This is a genomic window from Superficieibacter sp., from assembly GCF_032071645.1.
Taxonomy (GTDB): domain Bacteria; phylum Pseudomonadota; class Gammaproteobacteria; order Enterobacterales; family Enterobacteriaceae; genus Superficieibacter.
This window is the reverse complement of the sequence record NZ_DAMAPU010000004.1, coordinates 174,515-191,544: the sequence shown is the minus strand read 5'-3', so window position 1 is coordinate 191,544 and position 17,030 is coordinate 174,515. Positions and strand designations below refer to the sequence as shown.

The following is a 17,030-nucleotide window of genomic DNA, read 5'->3' as shown; positions in this document are numbered from 1 at the left end:
CAAATTTCAGCGGGAAAGTTTTACGAATGAAAATGGCATGGAGTGGTTTGCTGATTGGTCTGAGTGCAACGCCTGCGCTGGCGGCAGGCTGTGAGGCGATGTCCGTACAGGGTGAACAGCAGGGTAAATTTGATGCCAGCGGCGAAGTCTGTTTTGAGCTACCGGCGCTGGGCGAGAATTATGTTTCCGCCACCCTCAGCGGGGTGACGGATGCGCGGCTGCTCGATCGGCAAAACCGCCGCCTGCGCTCGCTGCTGGAGGCCGGGCCAGTGGATGGCGAACAGACGCTACTGTTTTCGCTTCCCGTGAATCAGCCTTCCTCGCTGGTGCTGCACGGCGAAGAGGGCGCGCGCTGGCATTTTCGCTGGCGCATTAAAGAAACGTCGTCGCTGCCGCGTACCCAGATGCTTGCGCCGGTCAGCCCGCTGCTGCAAAAGCTGGCGCGGGAACTGGCGCGCGGTGGCACCACCGACGCCTTCTGGCACGACCGGCAGCAGCAGGGAACGCCGCTGGTGGAGCCGGTGGATGCCACACACAAGCGGGTCACGTTCCTGTGGCGCGGGGCGCGTAACAACGTCTTTATTCTGGGTTCGCCCGCAGGCGATCACGACCCGCTGTTTCGCCTCGGTCGGTCAGACGTCTGGTTTCGCAGTTATGTGGTGCCCGCCGATACGCTGATGCAGTACAAGCTGGCTCCTGACGTGCCGCAGGTACAGGGCACGCCGCGCGACCAGCGGCGGGCGATTCTGGTCAGCGCCCAGGCCGATCCGCTGAATCCCGCGACCATGAACACCCGTCAGGCCGATCGCTTTAATCGCTACTCTTTGCTGGCGCTGGGGCCAGCCCGCTACTGTACGCCGCAGCGCATGGCCCGGCCGGTGCGCCACGGGGTGCTCAGCAGAGAAACGCTTTACAGCCAGATCCTCAATAACCGTCGCGACATTATTCTCTACCGTCCGCGCGTGGCGCAGCCCGCCCGCTGGACGCTGCTGCTGTTTGATGGTCAGGTTTATCAGGATGAATACCGCTTTGCCAGCGTGATGGACGATTTAATCGCCCGCCACATCGTGCCGCCGGTGAATATTGTTTTTATCGACAGTCTCGATCACGCTCGTCGTGGTCAGGAGCTGCCGCCGAATCCGGCATTTGCCGATTTTATGGCGCATGAGCTGGTGCCGTGGCTACAGCAGAAGGGCATCCCGGTTCAGCGCCAGAAAACGGTGCTGGCAGGCTCCAGCTATGGCGGCCTTGCGTCGTCGTGGGTGGCGCTGCGTTATCCGCGTCTGTTTGGCAATGTGCTGAGTCTTTCCGGTTCGTACTGGTGGTCGCCGAAAGGAAAGGACGCAGGCTGGCTGACCCGCCAGTATCAGCAGTCGCCGCGCTATCCGATTCGCTTCTGGCTTCAGGCCGGACGTTTTGAAAGCCAGGGACCGGACGGCGGGATTTTCCGCAACACCGAGGATTTTGCGCGGGTACTGCATGACAAAGGCTACCGGGCGAGCTTCCATCCGTGGTCCAGCGGTCACGACTATGCGGCCTGGTGCGAAGCGCTGGTGGCCGGAATGCGCGACTTCACTGGCCTAAACCGTGTGCGCAAACCAGCGACGCCAGACGAAGCGGATAATCAGATACTCAATAACGCCAAGCGCCAGAAACCACAGGCAAAACAGCAGGGTATATAGCTGATTCAGATCCGTCAGATGAAAAGTGGTCATCAGTTTTTTCGCCAGTACCAGCCCGAGCGATGGCGCGGGAAGCAGCAGGCAGGAGAGAAACGCCAGCAGCAAAATGCCGCCGGCGCTCATCAGGGATTCGAGCGGATGTTTCATGCAGCGTTAATCTTCTGTTAAAAAGCGGATGGCGCATTGTAAAGCCTGACGCGTGAGGCGGCTACTATGCCGCCCAGATTTCAGTATGCTTTTGCACCAGTCCAATCAGCGAACCGCCGTCGGCGATAAAATCGCGCATTTGCTGCGCCTCGCTCTTGCCCGATTTCAGCGTCAGGGCAATGTCTTCCAGCGCACTCCCGCCACCCAGTTTGTCCGCATAGGGCATCAGTGTGTCCAGCAGGCTGGTGATATCTTCGGCAATACTGCGCTGCTCGCCGGTATGCACATCCGTCAGCACGCCTTCCAGCCCGTAGCGGCACGCCTGAAAACGGTTAAATTTATACAGCAGGTAGTCCCGCTCCTGGTGCTTAAATGGACGCTCCGCCAGCAGCCAGTGGGCAATCGCCTGAATAAATCCGGCGGTATTAACCGCATGGGCGAGCGTCAGCGGCGTATCCATTACCCGCACTTCCACCGTGCCAAAATGCGGACTGGGGCGCACGTCCCAGTGCAAATCTTTGATGCTCTCGATCATGCTGGTATGGCTCAGACGGCGAAACAGCCCTTCAAACGCCTGCCAGTTGCTCACCCACGGCATCGGGCCGTTGTCGGGAAAGGCAGAAAAAATATTCAGCCGCGAGCAGGCAAAGCGGCTGTCTGCCCCCTGAAGATAAGGCGAGGCGGCATTCAGGGCGATAAAGTGCGGCACAAAGCGCGACAGGCCGTGCAGGAGATAAATCGCATCGTCACCGTTCTGGCAACCCACATGCACATGCTGCCCAAACACCGTCGCCTGCTGGACCAGATAGCCGTAATATTCCAGCGTCTGTTTGTAGCGCTCGCTTTTACACACTTCCTGACGCTGCCAGGTCTGAAACGGATGCGTGCCACCGCCGCAGATTTGCAGGTGGTGCTTTTCCGCCGCGCGCAGAATAATTTGCTGCATCGCTGAGAACTGCGACGCCGCCTGGTGGATATCACGACACACGCCCGTCGCAATCTCCAGCATACTTTCGGTAATGTCGTGTTTGACTTCGCCGGAGGTCACCCCGGCCTTCACGGCATCGATCAGCGTGGAAGAATCCTGGCTGAGATCGTAGCCCGGCGGATTCACCACCTGTAGCTCCAGTTCAATGCCGAGGGTAAAAGGATCGGAGGTATGAAAATCAGGTAAGGGCATAAATCGCCTCATATTAATGTGTTTCGTTAAGTATAGAAGGACGCGAGAGAGGGCAACAAAGCAGGGGCGTTTTTCGCGAGAAAGCTCGCAGAAAATGCATTTTCGGACAGGCGGATTTTTCAACGGGATAACGGCGTAGCGAGCGTCGCGTTGGGAAAGATTGCCGCAGGGTTAAAGTGATAATTAATTATGTAGTGAATATCCCCGTGCAGAAATTAACAGTCAATATGCTGAACAGGCGTATTAACATTGGCTACTGGCTAAAAAAACTTTCGCCTTATATCTCTGCCGTCATCATTAAAGATATTAATAACACTCTTCATATTTAAATAATCCCTTGCCGCAACAATAACCCTGACGTTATCAATGGTGCATTCCCGCAACATAATTCCCATCCCCGGTGCAGGAAAATTTCCTTCGATAAGCATATACAATATATCGGACTGGTATTTCTCCGCTACGATAATTAATTCTGATTTTATCGGCTGGTTCACAGTTAATTTCGCCAATAGACGAACTGGTACGCATCTTGCCTGTTAATTACGCCACTTATTTAACAGGGAAAATGTGATGCTGATGAACCGTTTCTCCATGCGTAAACGTTATCTTGCTGCGGTAATCGGGGCGATAACGCTTTCAGGTGCTGTGCAGGCGTCAACGCTGCGTATCGCCATGACCGCCGCCGATATTCCCCTGACTTTCGGTCAGCCTGACCAGGGGTATGAGGGCAACCGCTTTACCGGTATTCCCATTTATGACTCCCTGGTTCAATGGGACCTGTCGCAGGGCGAAAAGCCCAGCGGGCTGGTGCCGGGCCTGGCGACGGAATGGCACGTCGATCCGCAGAATCAGACCCGCTGGATCTTTACCCTGCGTCCTGGGGTGAAATTCCATGACGGCACTGAAGTTAACGCCGATGCGATTGTCTGGAACGTCGGCAAAGTGCTGGATAAAAATGCCCCGCAGTATGCACCGGGGCAAATTGGCAACACCCTCTCGCGAATGCCGACCCTCACTGGCGCGGAGAAAATCGACGACCATACCGTCGTGCTCACCACCTCAGAGCCGGACGCGCTTCTTCCTTATAACGTCACTAACCTGTTTATTGTCTCGCCTGGCGCGTGGCAGAAAATCTACGACGCGGTTCCGGCCTCAACCGGCGATACCGCCGCCCGCAGCAAGCAGGCGTGGACGGAATTTGCCGCCCATGCGGTGGGCAGCGGACCGTTTAAAGTTGAAAAGCTGGTGCCGCGCCAGCAGCTCATTCTTGCCAAAAACCCGGACTACTGGAATAAAGATCGCATCCCGCGCGTGGATAAGGTCGTGCTGATCCCGCTGCCGGAGGCCAATGCCCGCACCGCCGCGCTGTTATCGAAACAGGTGGACTGGATCGAAGCGCCCGCGCCGGATGCGGTCGATCAGATCAAAGCCCAGGGCTATAAAATCTACGCGAATACCCAGCCGCACATCTGGCCGTGGCAGTTCTCCTTCCTCGAAGGATCGCCATGGAAAGATATCCGCGTGCGCAAAGCGGCTAACCTGTGCCTCAACCGCGCCGAACTGAAAAGCTATCTTGGCGGCTATATGACCGAAGCGACGGGGATTTACGAGGCGGATAACCCCTGGCACGGCAAGCCGACCTTCCAGATCAAATACGATCCCGATACCGCCCGCAAACTCATGACCGAGGCGGGCTTCAGCAACAGTAAGCCTTTGCACGTAACGGTCGCCACCTCCGCGTCCGGCTCCGGGCAGATGCAGCCGCTGCCGATGAACGAATACATCCAGCAGAGCCTGAAAAGCTGCTTCTTTAATGTCGATATCAAAGTGACCGAGTGGAACACCCTGTTCACCAACTGGCGTCTGGGGGCGAAAGATCCGGCGGCGAAGGGCGTGGATGCAATCAACGTCAGCGCGGCGGTTAACGATCCTTACTTCGGGATGCTGCGCTTTGCGACGGAAAAAGCCTTCCCACCGGTGGCGACCAACTGGGGCTATTTCTCGACGCCGGAAACCGAAAAGCTGGCGACGGCGGTTAAACATGCCTTCACGCCCGCCGAGCTGGATAAAGCCGCCAGCGAACTGCACGCCGCCATGGTGGACCAGGTGCCGTTCCTGTACGTGGCGCATGACGTCGGCCCGCGCGCCATCTCTCCCGCCGTCACCGGCGTGGTTCAGCCGCAAAGCTGGTTTATTGACTTAAGCCTGGTCAGTAAAAAAGAGTAACCGTTACGAGGAGATCCCATGATCAGCACGCTCTTTTATCGCGTTTTACTTGCCGTTCCGACCATGCTGGGGGTTGCCATTATCTGCTTTTTGCTGGTGCAGATAGCGCCGGGCGATCCGCTGGTATCGGTCATGCCGCCGGATGCGTCCGAAGCGCTGCGCCAGACGCTGATGCAGGCCTACGGTTTTGATAAACCGCTGCCGATGCAGTTTGCCCACTGGCTGTGGCGGGCGCTGCATGGCGATCTCGGACTCTCTGTCGCTACCGGCAGACCGGTCATTGATGAGGTGATGAACGCGGTCAGCTACTCGCTGCGCCTGGCGCTACTGGCAACGCTGACGGGCTTTGTGCTTGGCAGTTTGTTTGGCTTTGTAGCGGGCTATTTTCGTAACAGCGTGATTGACCGCCTGGCGTCGGTGCTGTCGGTCTTTGGCGTCAGCGTTCCGCATTACTGGCTGGGGATGCTGCTGGTGATCGTGTTCTGCGTCAAGCTGGCCCTCCTGCCCGCGACCGGCGGCGGGCCGATTGGCGAGAGCGGCTGGCAGTGGGACTGGGAGCACCTGCAATTTATGCTGCTGCCCGCCATCACGCTATCGGTGATCCCGACCGGGATTATCGCCCGCACGGTGCGCTCGCAGGTGGCGGATATTTTAAGCCAGGAATTTATTGTGGGCCTGCGCGCGCGCGGCCTGAACGAATCGCGCATCTTCCTGCACGTCGTTAAAAATGCTGCGCCTACCGCGCTGGCGGTGATGGGGCTACAGGTCGGTTACCTGATGGGCGGCTCGATTCTGGTGGAAACGGTCTTCTCGTGGCCCGGCACCGGGATGCTGCTCAACACCGCTATCTTCCAGCGCGATTTACCGCTGCTCCAGGGCACGATCTGGGTGCTGGCGCTGTTTTTTGTCCTGCTCAATCTGCTGGTGGATATCCTCCAGACCTCACTCGATCCGCGTATTAAAAGGAGCTGATTATGGTGGACACCGTAACGCCGAAACTGGCCCCGGCTGCCGCACCGTTCGCGGCGACACACGGCTACTGGTATGGCGTGCTGATGCGCCTGCTGCGCGACCCGACGGGCGTGGTGGTCGGCGGCATTATTTTTCTGCTGCTGATGCTGGCACTGTTTGGCCCGTGGCTCATCACCAAAGATCCGTACCAGACCTCCATGTTTATGCGCCTGAAAGCGCCTGGCAGCGAAGGCTTTCCGCTCGGCTCAGACGAACTGGGGCGCGATATGCTCTCGCGGCTCATTCTCGGCACGCGCCTGTCGCTGTTTATGGGCATCGTGCCGGTGGTGCTGGCGTTTTTTATCGGCGGGGCGATTGGCGTCATCGCCGGTTATGCCGGGGGAAAAACCAATACCCTCATCATGCGGACCATCGATGTGTTTTACGCCTTTCCGTCGGTGCTGCTGGCGATTGCGCTTTCCGGCGCGATGGGGGCGGGCATCGGCAATGCGCTGCTGTCGCTGACGCTGGTTTTTGTGCCGCAGGTGGCGCGGATTGCCGAAAGCGTCACCGCCCAGGTGCGGCATATGGACTACATTGAGGCCGCGCGCGCCACCGGTGCCAGCCCGCTGACCATTATCCGCGTGCAGGTGCTGGGCAACGTGCTGGGGCCGATTTTTGTCTTCTCTACCGGCCTGATTTCGGTGTGCATGATCCTCGCCTCTGGCCTGTCATTTCTCGGGCTTGGCGTGCGTCCGCCGGAGCCGGAATGGGGGCTGATGCTTAACACGCTGCGCACGGCGATTTATACCCAGCCGTGGGTCGCCGCGCTGCCGGGGGTGATGATTTTTATCACCTCTATTTCCTTCAATATTCTGGCGGACCGCCTGCGCGCCGCAATGGCGATTAAGGAGTAAGCGATGCAACCTTTTGTGAATGTCGATATCGGCGGACCGGCGCAGCCGCTGCTGAAGGTGGATCATCTGGTGAAACACTTTCATTCAGGCACGCGTAAGGGACGCGACGTGGTGCGGGCGGTAGATGACGTCAGCTTTGAGGTGATTAAAGGCGAAACGCTGGGCGTGGTCGGCGAGTCCGGCTGCGGCAAATCCACCACCGCGCGCCTGCTGATGCAACTGCTTAATCAGGACAGCGGCGAGCTGATTTTTGACGGGCTGGAAGTTGGCTCGTCGCGCCTGCCGATGAAGTCTTTTCGCCGTCAGGTGCAGATGGTCTTTCAGGACAGCTACGCTTCGCTGAATCCACGCATGACGATGGAAGAGAGCATCGCCTTCGGTCAGCGGGTTCACGGCGTCAGCCAGAAAGAGGCCAGCGAGTACGCGCGCTATCTGCTGGCGCATGTCGGCCTGGAGCCGGGACGCTTCGCCCATCGCTATCCGCATGCGCTTTCCGGCGGGCAGCGCCAGCGGGTCAACATCGCCCGCGCGCTGGCGATGAAGCCACGGCTGGTGATCCTCGACGAAGCGGTTTCGGCGCTGGATAAATCGGTTGAAGCGCAGGTGCTGCAACTGTTGCAGGATCTCAAACGCACGCTGGATCTGACCTACGTATTTATCAGCCACGACCTGCATGTGGTGCGCTGGCTGTCGGACCGCATTCTGGTGATGTATCTCGGTGAGGTGGTGGAAGTGGGACCGGCGGAGCAGCTTTTTACCGCCTCGGCGCATCCTTATACTCGCGCGTTGCTAAGCTCCATGCCGTCGATGGACCCGTCCAGCCGCACGCTGGTGTCGCCGCTCTCCGGCGATCCGCCCAGCCCGATTTCGCCGCCTTCCGGCTGTCGGTTTCATACCCGTTGCCCTCATGCAAAAGCGGTCTGCTCACAGGTACATCCCCGGCTGGAAACGGTCGGCCAGGGACACCAGAGCGCCTGCCTGATGGCCCAGCCCGGCTCCGCCTGGCACCGCGACATTAGCGTCCAGGAGGTGAGCCATGTTGCCTGAACCTTATGTACATATTCGCGATCTCCAGGTGGAATTTCGCCGCGACGGGCAGACGGTCAATGCCGTCAACGGCGTCTCGTTCGACGTAAAAAAAGGCGAGGTGATGGCGCTGATCGGCGAGTCCGGCTCCGGTAAAAGCGTCACGCTGCGCGCGCTGATGCGCCTGCATCCGCCGAAAAGCGCCGTGCTTTCCGGGACGGTGCAGGTGGGTGAGGAATCCGTGCTGGACATGAACGCCGCACAGCTACGGCGCTATCGCGGCGCGCGCTGCGCGATGATTTTTCAGGAGCCGCTGCTGGCGTTCGACCCGGTGTACACCGTCGGGCAACAAATTTGTGAAGGGCTGCGCCGTCACGAAGGATTATCACGCCAGGCCGCGCGGGAGAGGGCGCTGGAAGCGTTGCGTCAGGTACGCATTCCCAGCCCGGAACGGCGGCTGGATGCTTTTCCGCATGAGATGTCCGGCGGGATGCGCCAGCGGGCGATGATTGCGCTGGCGCTCTCCTGTAATCCCCAACTGCTGCTGGCAGACGAGCCGACCACCGCGCTGGACGCGACGGTCCAGATCCAGATTTTAATCCTGCTGCGCGAGCAGCAAAAACAGCGCGGCCTGTCGATTATTTTTGTCACCCACGACATCGGCGCGGCGGTGGAAATCGCCGACCGGGTCGCGGTGATGTACGCCGGACGCATCGTTGAGGAAGCACCCATTGAAGAGATCCTCCGGCATCCGCGTCACCCTTACACCCGCGTATTGCTGGGCAGCCGCCCGAAAGAGGGTCTGAAGAAGGGCGATGCCCTGCGCTGCATCCCCGGTTCGCCGCCAGATCTTTCCCGCCTGCCGCCGGGCTGCGCCTTTGCCGATCGTTGTCCGCATGCGCAGCCCGTCTGCACGCAGCAGCAGCCGATTATCGAGCAGGCGGGCGAGCGGCATAACGTGAGCTGCCACCGCTGGCGCGAACTGTCGGCGACCGCCACCCAACACTTTGCCACCGCCTGATCCCGAGGAGAAAACCCATGCAGGATGACGTTCGCGCTTTTATGCCTTACCCCGCCGCGCCGGTGCAACACGCCGCCAGCGGGCCGCTTTCCGGTCTGAGCTTTGCCGTGAAGGATCTCTTTGACGTTGCGGGCTACCCCACCGGCGGCGGCAATCCACATATGCTGGCGCTTTCCGGTATCAAAACCCGCCATGCGCCAGTGGTACAAACCCTGTTGGATAGCGGCGCGCGCTTTATCGGCAAAACGCACACCAGCGAACTGGCCTACTCAATGAGCGGGCACAATATCCACTACGGCACGCCGCGTAACGGCGCGGCCCACGACCGTATTCCGGGCGGCTCGTCCTCCGGCTCGGCGTCGGCGGTGTCTAACGGGCTGTGCGATTTTGCCCTCGGCACCGACACAGGCGGCTCGGTGCGCACCCCCGCCAGCTATTGCGGACTGTTTGGCCTGCGTCCGACGCACGGCCGCATTTCGCTGGCAGGCTGTCAGCCGCTGTGCGCGACCATGGATACCTGTGGATTTTTTGCCCGCACGCCGGATGTGTTCAACGCCGTCGCCGATTGCCTGCTGGGAGAAGATCGCCCTGCGCCCGCCACCGTGCGGCTGGCCTGGCACCCTGGACTGTTCGAACGACTGCCCGCCCACAGCCAGCAGGCGCTGGCGGCAGTCATCGCAGGCTTTGGCGAGATGCGCGAACTGACGGCGACCCTGCCGGATATCGACACCATCTACCTCGCGTTCCGCCAGATTCAGGGCTACGAGGCCTGGCAATCTCAGGGCGCAACCATCGAACGCTACGGCCTGCAACTGGGGCCGGATGTCGGCGAGCGCTTTTTATGGGGCAAGGCGGTCAGCGCAGAGCAGTTTGACTATGCCTGCCAGGTACGCGAGCAATTTACCCGCTGGTGGGACGAGCAGTTGGGCGACGCCATTCTGGTGATGCCCACCGTCACCGACGTTGCGCCGCGACTCAGCGCAACGCCGGAAGAAATCGAAACCACGCGGCGCGTTTCCCACGATCTGCTGCTGCTGTCGGTACTGACAAAGCGCCCGCAGGTCACGCTGCCTGTCGCCACGATCGACGGTGTTCCGCTGGGTATCTCATTACTTGGCCCGCGCGGCAGCGACCGCCTGCTGGTCTCGCTGGCGACGCAACTTTATGCAGGAGGATCTTTATGAGTGACATTTTAAGCGCCCTGGCCGCCGACATTCACGCTTCACGCATCAATGGCGACCGTTTATGGGGATCGCTGATGGAACTGGCGACCATTGGCGCGACGCCGAAAGGCGGCTGCTGTCGGCTGACGCTGACCGATTTAGATCGTCAGGGACGGGATCGGGTGATCGGCTGGGCGAAAGACGAAGGGCTGTCCGTCACCGTCGATAAAATCGGCAACGTCTTTATGCGCCGCGAAGGACGTAACCCGTCACTGCCGCCGATCGTCACCGGCAGTCATATTGATACCCAGCCCACCGGCGGAAAATTCGACGGCAACTACGGCGTGCTGGCGGGTCTGGAAGTGATCCGCACCCTTAACGATCTCAACATTGAAACCGAAGCGCCGGTCGAAGTGGTGTTCTGGACCAATGAAGAAGGATCGCGCTTTGTCCCGGTGATGATGGGGTCCGGCGTCTTTGCGGGCGTCTTTCCGCTGGAAACTATCTACGCCGCCACCGATGCCGACGGCAAAACGGTGCATGAGGAGCTGGAGAAGATCGGCTATATCGGCAGCCAGACGCCGGGCGATCATCCCATTGGCGCGTATTTTGAGGCGCATATTGAACAGGGGCCGATTCTGGAAGATGAGGACAAAATCATCGGCGTGGTGCAGGGCGTGCTGGGCATCCGCTGGTATGACTGTATCGTCACCGGGCAGGAGTCGCACGCCGGGCCAACGCCGATGCATCTGCGCCAGGATGCCATGCAGGTCGCCGCGCGGATTATGCAGGAAGTGGTGGCCATTGCGCAGCGCAGCGAGCAGGGGCGCGGCACGGTGGGGATGGTTCAGGTGCATCCTAACAGCCGCAACGTGGTGCCTGGCGAGGTCAAATTCTCGGTGGATATGCGCAACATCAGCGATGAAGCGGTCACGGAGATGGACGTTGCGCTGCGGGCGTATATTGACAGCGTCAGCCGGAAAACGGGAATGTCCATTGCGCTGGAAGAGGTCAGTCATTATCCCGCCGCGCCGTTTCATCCCGACTGCCAGGCGGCAATCAGCCGGGCGGCGGCGCAGCTTGGCTACCCCTCGCGCCCGATTGTTTCCGGGGCCGGGCACGATGCGGTATACGTCAGCTACCTCGCCCCGACCGGGATGATTTTTATTCCCTGTAAAGATGGGATTAGTCATAACGAGATCGAATACGCTTCGCCGGAACACGTTACCGCAGGCGCAAACGTGCTGTTGCAGGTGATTCTGGAGTATGCGCGGGTAGTGTAGCGGGAGGCGCGTCCGGTGAACGTCGGTGGGGGCGTGGGACAGACATTCCCCCACCCAGGAAAACCCGCTACCCCATTCGCATCAACTGCCCTTTCAGCACCTCGACGCCGGGCGCAATCGCCTGTGGGTCAATCGCGTGAAACCCCATCCTGAAGAAGTGATCCGGCGGCGTGTCGCCGAGAAAGTGACGCGCTCCCGGCTCAATCAGCACCCCCGCATGTGCCGCGCGCCACGTCAGTTGCCGGGTGCTGATATGCTCCGGCGTGCGCAGCCAGAAGGCGTTGGCGTGCTCGCTCCCTGGCATCATATGGCATTCCGGTAACGCGCTGCGCAGGGCGTCGTGCAGACGATCCCAGCGGCGGGCCGAATCGTCGTGATAGCGGCGTAAATGGGTTTCGTAATGTCCCTGGGCGAGAAAATGCGCCATCTGATACTGAATATTCGTTGGCGGATGACGATACATCAGACGGCGCAGCGCGCGGGCTTCATCAATCAGATCGGGATCGGCGACCATAAAACCCAGCCGCAGCCCTGGCGACAGCGCTTTTGACAGGCTGCTGATATAAACCACCCGCCCGCTGCGATCGCTGGCCTTCAGCGCAGGCTGCGGATTAAGCATAAAATTGCTTTCGGAATCGTAATCATCTTCGATAATCACCGCATCATGGCGCGCAGCGTGGGTCAGTAACTGCTGACGGCGCGCGCGGCTCATCGTGACCCCGGTCGGCACCTGGTGGCCGGGCGTCACGTAGTAATAATCACAAACGCTGTCGTCGAGCACGATGCCTTCGCCGTCAACCGGATGCGGTATCACCGCCGTTTCGCTCAGCAGAAAGGTATTAATCGCCTCGCGGAAACCCGGATCTTCCACCGCCACGCGGGTCTCGCGATTCATCAGCAGGCGGGTCAGCAGGTAAAGCGCATTCTGCGAACCAAGGGTGATGAGAATTTCATCCGGCGCGGCGGCAATCCCCCGCTTCGGCAACACCCGCGTGCGGATCTGCTCAATCAGCATCGGCACATCCTGATCGATATGATCCACCACCCAGTCCGGCTCGCGCACGCCGCCATACAGCCAGCGGGAGGCGGAGCGCCAGGTCGCCAGCGGAAACTGGCGCGTATCGGGCTGACCGTAAATAAACGGGTAGCGGTAGTGCATCCAGCCAGCGGGTTTGAGGATCGACTCCTGCTGGCTGGGCGCAATTTTCATCCGCGTGCTCCAGCATGGTGCATTCTCATCACTCTGCGGTGCGCCTGGCACCACCGTCTGACAGGAGGGATGGTAATCCGGGTTGAGGTAATAGCCGCTGCGCGGACGGCTGACCAGATACCCTTCACTGACCAGGCTTTCAAACACCAGGGCCGTGGTATTACGTGAGACGTGAAGCTGGCCTGCCAGCTGGCGGCAGGAGGGAAGCGGGGTATTGGCAGGAAACAGGCCGCTTAATATCGCGCTAATCAGCGATTCCCGGACCTGCTCCTGCAGACCGCGCTGTGGGTCGAAATCCACATGCATCAGGTGTCGGATCATGCTGCTCTCCTCTGAAATCTGCCTGTAGTCATGCAGCAATATTCATACCATCCCCGCACAGACTGACACAGCGAGGCGGGCAAACTGGCTCTATTCAAATGCGCAAAACGCTCCCTACAGTAAAAACGACTTCAACGTTTACGGATGACGCTTTAAGTCGGCATATATCTTGCAGAGATATTTTGCGGTGGCTTCAGCGTTCCCGGAATGAATAATCCAGGTACAACACGTGAGGGTGGCAAAATGAGAAAATTAGTTGGCGCATATTATCTGGCAGCCGCGGTGACGATGGCGTTTTCCTGTCACGCGATGGCAGCAGATTTACCGGCGATTGAAAAATCCGGCACCCTGAAAGTGGCGACCGAGGATGATTACGCGCCGTTCAATTTTATGACTAACGGCAAAACCGACGGCTTTAACAAGGATATGCTGGAGGAGTTACGCAAATACGCCAAATTTAATGTCGATCAGAGCATTCTGCCGTGGACCGGATTATTAGCCTCGGTTTCTACCGGGCAATATGATATGGCGCTGACCGGCGCAGTCATTACTGATGAACGCCTTAACGTATTTAATTTCACCCCGCCGTGGGCTTCCGCCCAGCATTATTTTGTGAAGCGCGCTGGCGATGACTCGTTAAATACCATTGCCGCACTTAGCGGGAAAAAAGTTGGCGTTCAGGCGGGTAGCGCGCTGCTGGCGCGTCTGCCGGAACTGAAGGCGATGCTGGAGAAAACCGGTGGCAAGCTGGGGCCGGTAGTGGAATATCCGTCGTATCCCGAAGCGTATGCGGACCTGGCGAATAAACGCGTCGATTACGTGATTAACGTGGTGATTTCGGTAAACGACCTGGTGAAAGCGAAACCAAAAGTCTTCGCCAAAGGTCTGCCGGTTTCCGGGGCCGGATATATGGCCTGGCCGATCCCCAAAAATTCGCCGGAGCTGCTGGCGTATATGACGAAATTTATTAATCACCTGCGTGAAACCGGCAAGCTGGCGGAGCTACAGAAAAAATGGTTTGGCGAAACCTATGACGATCTGCCGACAGAGCCGATCACCAATGCGGAACAGTTCCACAAATTCGCCGGTCTGTAATACCCGCAACGCAATAAAAACGCAATAAAAAGGAGGGCAACATGGATTCAATGGCATGGCAGTTATTAATTGAAGGCGCATGGACGACCCTCTGGATCTCCTGTGTGGCTATCGCGTCTGGCGTGGTTATTGGCCTGGTCATTGCCTTTATCCGCATGATGAAGCTGCCGGTTATCGATCAGTTGCTGGTAGTGTATATCAGCCTGGCGCGCGCCACGCCGCTGGTTACGCTGGTGCTTTTTCTGTTTCTTTCGCTGCCAACGGTTGGCATCAATCTGGATAAAACCGTGGCGGCAATCGTGGCGCTAACCCTCAATACCTCGGCCTTTAATGCTGAAATCTGGCGCAACGCATTTCGTAATTTTCCGCGTGGGCAGCGCGAGGCGGCGGAGTCGGTCGGGATGCGCCCGTGGGCCAGATTCCGCTACATTATGCTGCCGCAAATGTGGATCGAAAGCCTGCCCGCGCTGGTAAACGAGATGTCGTTTTTGATTAAAGGCAGCCCGGCGATTGCGGTGATTGGCGTGGTGGATTTAACCCGCGTCACCAATCGTATTTCCTCCGTTACCTATGAGCCGCTGTCACCGATCCTGGCGGCGGCGCTGCTGTATATCATCATTATTGGCCTGCTGCTGAAGCTTCAGGGAATGGCAGAGCGTAAAGCCAAACGTCTGGCGCGATAATTTCGGGAGGAATTATGAATCAATGGGCGATTATCTGGTCAGCACGCGAGAGTTTTATCAACGGCCTGCTGGCAACGCTGGAGCTTTTTATTGTCGCGGCGCTGGCAGGGTTGCTGATTGGCGTACTGTTGACCTATATCCAGGAATACCAATACAAGGTCGTTAACCGTCTGATTATTGCTTTTGTCAGCCTGATGCGCGCGGTGCCATTTTTAATTCTTGCCTATCTCCTTTATTACGGATTGCCGCAGGTTGGCATCAGCATGGAAGCCTGGACGGCGGGAATGCTGGCGCTGATTATTTATCACGGGGCGTATTTCTTTGAGATTTTACGCAGCCAGCGGCGGATATTTTCTGCGGGGTATGTTGAAGCGGCTGTAGCCCAGGGATTTTCCCGCTACAACGTTTTCCGGCGGATTATTCTGCCCAATATTTTTTCTTCCGCGCTGCCGCTGTTGGGTAATCAACTGATTATCTGCCTGAAAGACACTGCCTTCTTGTGCATTATCACGGTGCAGGAGATCACCGCGGCGGCAAATAGCGTGCAGGCCACCTGGTTTATTCCGTTTAATGCTTTTATTGTCGCCATTGCGCTGTACTGGGGCATTAGCATTCTGCTGGAGCTGCTGATCAAGCGGCTGAGTTTATATGGCGCGAAAAGAGGAGTCACCCATGCCTGAAACCACGGCGGTAAGCGTAAAAAACGTCTCCAAGCAGTTCGATAATATTGAGGTACTGCGCGATATCAATCTGACGGTGGAGAAGGGAACGGTGGTCAGCATCCTCGGCTCATCCGGTTCCGGGAAGTCAACGCTGCTGCGCTGTATGAACTGGCTGGAGCAGCCGGATCGCGGCGAGATCCGCATTAGCGGGCAGCGTATCGGCGTGGACGAGGCATCGGGGAAAAGTATGTCGCATCGTGAACTGTCGCACATCCGCGCACGGGTAGGGATGGTGTTTCAGAGCTTTAATCTCTGGCCGCATCTGACGGTGCAGCAAAACGTCAGCGAAGCGCTGCTGCATGTGAAAGGCATGAAGCGCGCCGAGGCGAATGAAATCGCCCTGCGCCAGCTGGAAAAAGTCGGCATGGCGCATAAGGCCGACGCCTGGCCAATTACCCTTTCCGGCGGGCAAAAACAGCGGGTGGCAATTGCCCGCTCGCTGGCGATGTCGCCGGAAGTGATCCTGTTTGATGAGCCGACGTCAGCGCTCGATCCTGAACTGGTGAATGAGGTGCTGGGGGTGATGAAAGGGCTTGCCGCCGAGGGGTATACGATGGTGGTGGTGACGCACGAGATGGAGTTTGCCCGCCAGGTGTCGGACGAGGTGGTTTTTCTGGAGAAGGGGCTGCTGATTGAGAAAGCGCCGCCGGAGAAGTTTTTTAGTCAGCCGGATTCAGAGCGGGTGAGGCGGTTTTTGCAGAATTGTCGGTGAAGGGGGATGTCGTTTGCCTTGACGGGGGGGGGATACAGGTGGGGAGGGCGGTAATTCCGTTCACCTTAACGGGTGGGGGGATACATGTGGCGTGGGCGGTAATTCCGTTCACTTTGCTTTCCTGGGATCGACGGGGTTGCCGCGTCGGTGAACGTGCCAGGGCGGCTCAGTCGCCGCCGCCCTGGCGACCCCGGCTCCCGGCACGTAAATCGCCGCTGCGCGGTTCCCTCGTCTTATTCCCTCCGGCTTCGGGTCGGGCGCGAGCTTTACATCCTGTAAAGCACACGCCCTCGACGCGCGTCCATGCGCGTCGCCCCGGCCTCCAGGAAACGACTCGGCGATTGACAGCCGGACATGTCCGCGCTGGGAGTGAGTGTGTTTTTTTTGGATGTGTCTGGCGCTGGAAGTGAGGGATTAGTTGAAAATGGGGCCATAGCCAGCAATGTCTTTGCGACTTTCAGCCGGAAAAGTCTGCGCTGGGAGTGGGTGTGTTTTTTTGGGATGTGTCTGGCGCTGGAAGTGGGGTCATAGCCAGCAATGGCTTTGTGACTTTCAGCCGGAAAAGTCTGCGCTGGGAGTGGATGTGTTTTTTTGGGATGTGTCTGGCGCTGGAGGTGGGGGATTAGTTGAAAATGGGGCGATAGCCAGCAATGTTTTTGCGACTTCCAATCGGATAAAACCCGCGCACCGC

16 protein-coding genes are annotated in these 17,030 nt (G+C 58.6%); 12 read left to right on the top strand and 4 right to left on the bottom strand.

All coding sequences use genetic code 11. The features are described from left to right. Window positions 1-26 precede the first annotated feature (26 nt). Entirely contained in the window at window positions 27-1,682 is a 1,656-nt protein-coding gene (locus RT197_RS09995) for an alpha/beta hydrolase-fold protein (RefSeq protein ID WP_312949885.1), read from the top strand. Here the strand turns inward: RT197_RS09995 and RT197_RS09990 are convergent. From RT197_RS09990 to RT197_RS09980, 3 genes are all read right to left on the bottom strand, one after another. Further along, window positions 1,581-1,829 (bottom strand): DUF1158 domain-containing protein, encoded by a 249-nt coding sequence (locus tag RT197_RS09990; protein WP_312949882.1) that lies wholly within the window; start codon window positions 1,827-1,829, stop codon window positions 1,581-1,583. The two genes, RT197_RS09995 and RT197_RS09990, sit on opposite strands and share 102 nt — an antisense overlap. 64 nt (window positions 1,830-1,893) lie before the next feature. Continuing rightward, window positions 1,894-3,009 (bottom strand): YbdK family carboxylate-amine ligase, encoded by a 1,116-nt coding sequence (locus RT197_RS09985; RefSeq protein WP_312949879.1) that lies wholly within the window; start codon window positions 3,007-3,009, stop codon window positions 1,894-1,896. A 260-nt stretch (window positions 3,010-3,269) separates the two neighbouring features. After that, window positions 3,270-3,503, bottom strand: a complete 234-nt coding sequence (locus tag RT197_RS09980; protein ID WP_312949876.1) for a hypothetical protein — start codon at window positions 3,501-3,503, stop codon at window positions 3,270-3,272. Between the two features lie 82 nt (window positions 3,504-3,585). On the opposite strand from RT197_RS09980, the gene RT197_RS09975 reads away from it, so the two are divergent. Genes RT197_RS09975 through RT197_RS09945 form a run of 7 tightly spaced genes read left to right on the top strand, consistent with a single transcriptional unit; the run spans window position 3,586 to window position 11,596 of the window. After that, a complete protein-coding gene (locus tag RT197_RS09975; protein WP_312950457.1) occupies window positions 3,586-5,235 on the top strand; it encodes an ABC transporter substrate-binding protein in 1,650 nt (549 codons plus the stop codon). 18 nt (window positions 5,236-5,253) lie between these two features. Then, window positions 5,254-6,207, top strand: a complete 954-nt coding sequence (locus RT197_RS09970; protein WP_312949874.1) for an ABC transporter permease — start codon at window positions 5,254-5,256, stop codon at window positions 6,205-6,207. 2 nt (window positions 6,208-6,209) lie between these two features. Beyond that, a complete protein-coding gene (locus RT197_RS09965) occupies window positions 6,210-7,103 on the top strand; it encodes an ABC transporter permease (RefSeq protein WP_312949873.1) in 894 nt (297 codons plus the stop codon). Window positions 7,104-7,106: 3 nt separating this feature from the next. Further along, window positions 7,107-8,150 carry an oligopeptide/dipeptide ABC transporter ATP-binding protein gene (locus tag RT197_RS09960; protein ID WP_312949870.1) on the top strand — a complete coding sequence of 348 codons (1,044 nt, stop codon included), beginning with the start codon at window positions 7,107-7,109 and terminating at the stop codon, window positions 8,148-8,150. Beyond that, window positions 8,140-9,150, top strand: coding sequence for an ABC transporter ATP-binding protein (locus tag RT197_RS09955; protein WP_312949867.1), 1,011 nt, complete (start codon window positions 8,140-8,142; stop codon window positions 9,148-9,150). Before RT197_RS09960 ends, RT197_RS09955 begins: the two co-directional genes overlap by 11 nt. 17 nt (window positions 9,151-9,167) lie before the next feature. Then, complete coding sequence (locus RT197_RS09950) at window positions 9,168-10,334, top strand: amidase (protein ID WP_312949864.1); 1,167 nt, start codon at window positions 9,168-9,170, stop codon at window positions 10,332-10,334. Continuing rightward, window positions 10,331-11,596, top strand: coding sequence for a Zn-dependent hydrolase (locus RT197_RS09945; protein ID WP_312949862.1), 1,266 nt, complete (start codon window positions 10,331-10,333; stop codon window positions 11,594-11,596). Before RT197_RS09950 ends, RT197_RS09945 begins: the two co-directional genes overlap by 4 nt. A gap of 67 nt (window positions 11,597-11,663) precedes the next feature. Here the strand turns inward: RT197_RS09945 and RT197_RS09940 are convergent, their stop codons facing one another. Next, window positions 11,664-13,127 (bottom strand): PLP-dependent aminotransferase family protein, encoded by a 1,464-nt coding sequence (locus RT197_RS09940; RefSeq protein ID WP_312949861.1) that lies wholly within the window; start codon window positions 13,125-13,127, stop codon window positions 11,664-11,666. Window positions 13,128-13,370: 243 nt separating this feature from the next. On the opposite strand from RT197_RS09940, the gene RT197_RS09935 reads away from it, so the two are divergent. Genes RT197_RS09935 through RT197_RS09920 form a run of 4 tightly spaced genes read left to right on the top strand, consistent with a single transcriptional unit; the run spans window position 13,371 to window position 16,339 of the window. After that, entirely contained in the window at window positions 13,371-14,222 is an 852-nt protein-coding gene (locus RT197_RS09935) for a transporter substrate-binding domain-containing protein (RefSeq protein ID WP_312949858.1), read from the top strand. A 41-nt stretch (window positions 14,223-14,263) separates the two neighbouring features. Beyond that, entirely contained in the window at window positions 14,264-14,905 is a 642-nt protein-coding gene (locus tag RT197_RS09930; protein WP_312949856.1) for an amino acid ABC transporter permease, read from the top strand. A gap of 14 nt (window positions 14,906-14,919) precedes the next feature. Next, on the top strand, window positions 14,920-15,585 hold the full coding sequence (locus RT197_RS09925; RefSeq protein ID WP_312949853.1) for an ABC transporter permease subunit: 666 nt from the start codon (window positions 14,920-14,922) through the stop codon (window positions 15,583-15,585). After that, a complete protein-coding gene (locus RT197_RS09920; RefSeq protein ID WP_312949851.1) occupies window positions 15,578-16,339 on the top strand; it encodes an amino acid ABC transporter ATP-binding protein in 762 nt (253 codons plus the stop codon). The genes RT197_RS09925 and RT197_RS09920 overlap by 8 nt, the downstream gene beginning before the upstream one ends. Window positions 16,340-17,030: the final 691 nt, after the last annotated feature.

Bases quoted from the DNA above. Each gene is read 5' to 3' on its own strand.
- RT197_RS09950 (WP_312949864.1), top strand. From the start codon at position 9,168: ATGCAGGATGACGTTCGCGCTTTTATGCCTTACCCCGCCGCGCCGGTG.
- RT197_RS09955 (WP_312949867.1), top strand. From the start codon at position 8,140: ATGTTGCCTGAACCTTATGTACATATTCGCGATCTCCAGGTGGAATTT.
- RT197_RS09960 (WP_312949870.1), top strand. From the start codon at position 7,107: ATGCAACCTTTTGTGAATGTCGATATCGGCGGACCGGCGCAGCCGCTG.
- RT197_RS09995 (WP_312949885.1), top strand. From the start codon at position 27: ATGAAAATGGCATGGAGTGGTTTGCTGATTGGTCTGAGTGCAACGCCT.
- RT197_RS09970 (WP_312949874.1), top strand. From the start codon at position 5,254: ATGATCAGCACGCTCTTTTATCGCGTTTTACTTGCCGTTCCGACCATG.
- RT197_RS09985 (WP_312949879.1), bottom strand. From the start codon at position 3,009: ATGCCCTTACCTGATTTTCATACCTCCGATCCTTTTACCCTCGGCATT.
- RT197_RS09965 (WP_312949873.1), top strand. From the start codon at position 6,210: ATGGTGGACACCGTAACGCCGAAACTGGCCCCGGCTGCCGCACCGTTC.
- RT197_RS09935 (WP_312949858.1), top strand. From the start codon at position 13,371: ATGAGAAAATTAGTTGGCGCATATTATCTGGCAGCCGCGGTGACGATG.
- RT197_RS09990 (WP_312949882.1), bottom strand. From the start codon at position 1,829: ATGAAACATCCGCTCGAATCCCTGATGAGCGCCGGCGGCATTTTGCTG.
- RT197_RS09940 (WP_312949861.1), bottom strand. From the start codon at position 13,127: ATGATCCGACACCTGATGCATGTGGATTTCGACCCACAGCGCGGTCTG.
- RT197_RS09975 (WP_312950457.1), top strand. From the start codon at position 3,586: ATGAACCGTTTCTCCATGCGTAAACGTTATCTTGCTGCGGTAATCGGG.
- RT197_RS09925 (WP_312949853.1), top strand. From the start codon at position 14,920: ATGAATCAATGGGCGATTATCTGGTCAGCACGCGAGAGTTTTATCAAC.
- RT197_RS09930 (WP_312949856.1), top strand. From the start codon at position 14,264: ATGGATTCAATGGCATGGCAGTTATTAATTGAAGGCGCATGGACGACC.
- RT197_RS09945 (WP_312949862.1), top strand. From the start codon at position 10,331: ATGAGTGACATTTTAAGCGCCCTGGCCGCCGACATTCACGCTTCACGC.
- RT197_RS09920 (WP_312949851.1), top strand. From the start codon at position 15,578: ATGCCTGAAACCACGGCGGTAAGCGTAAAAAACGTCTCCAAGCAGTTC.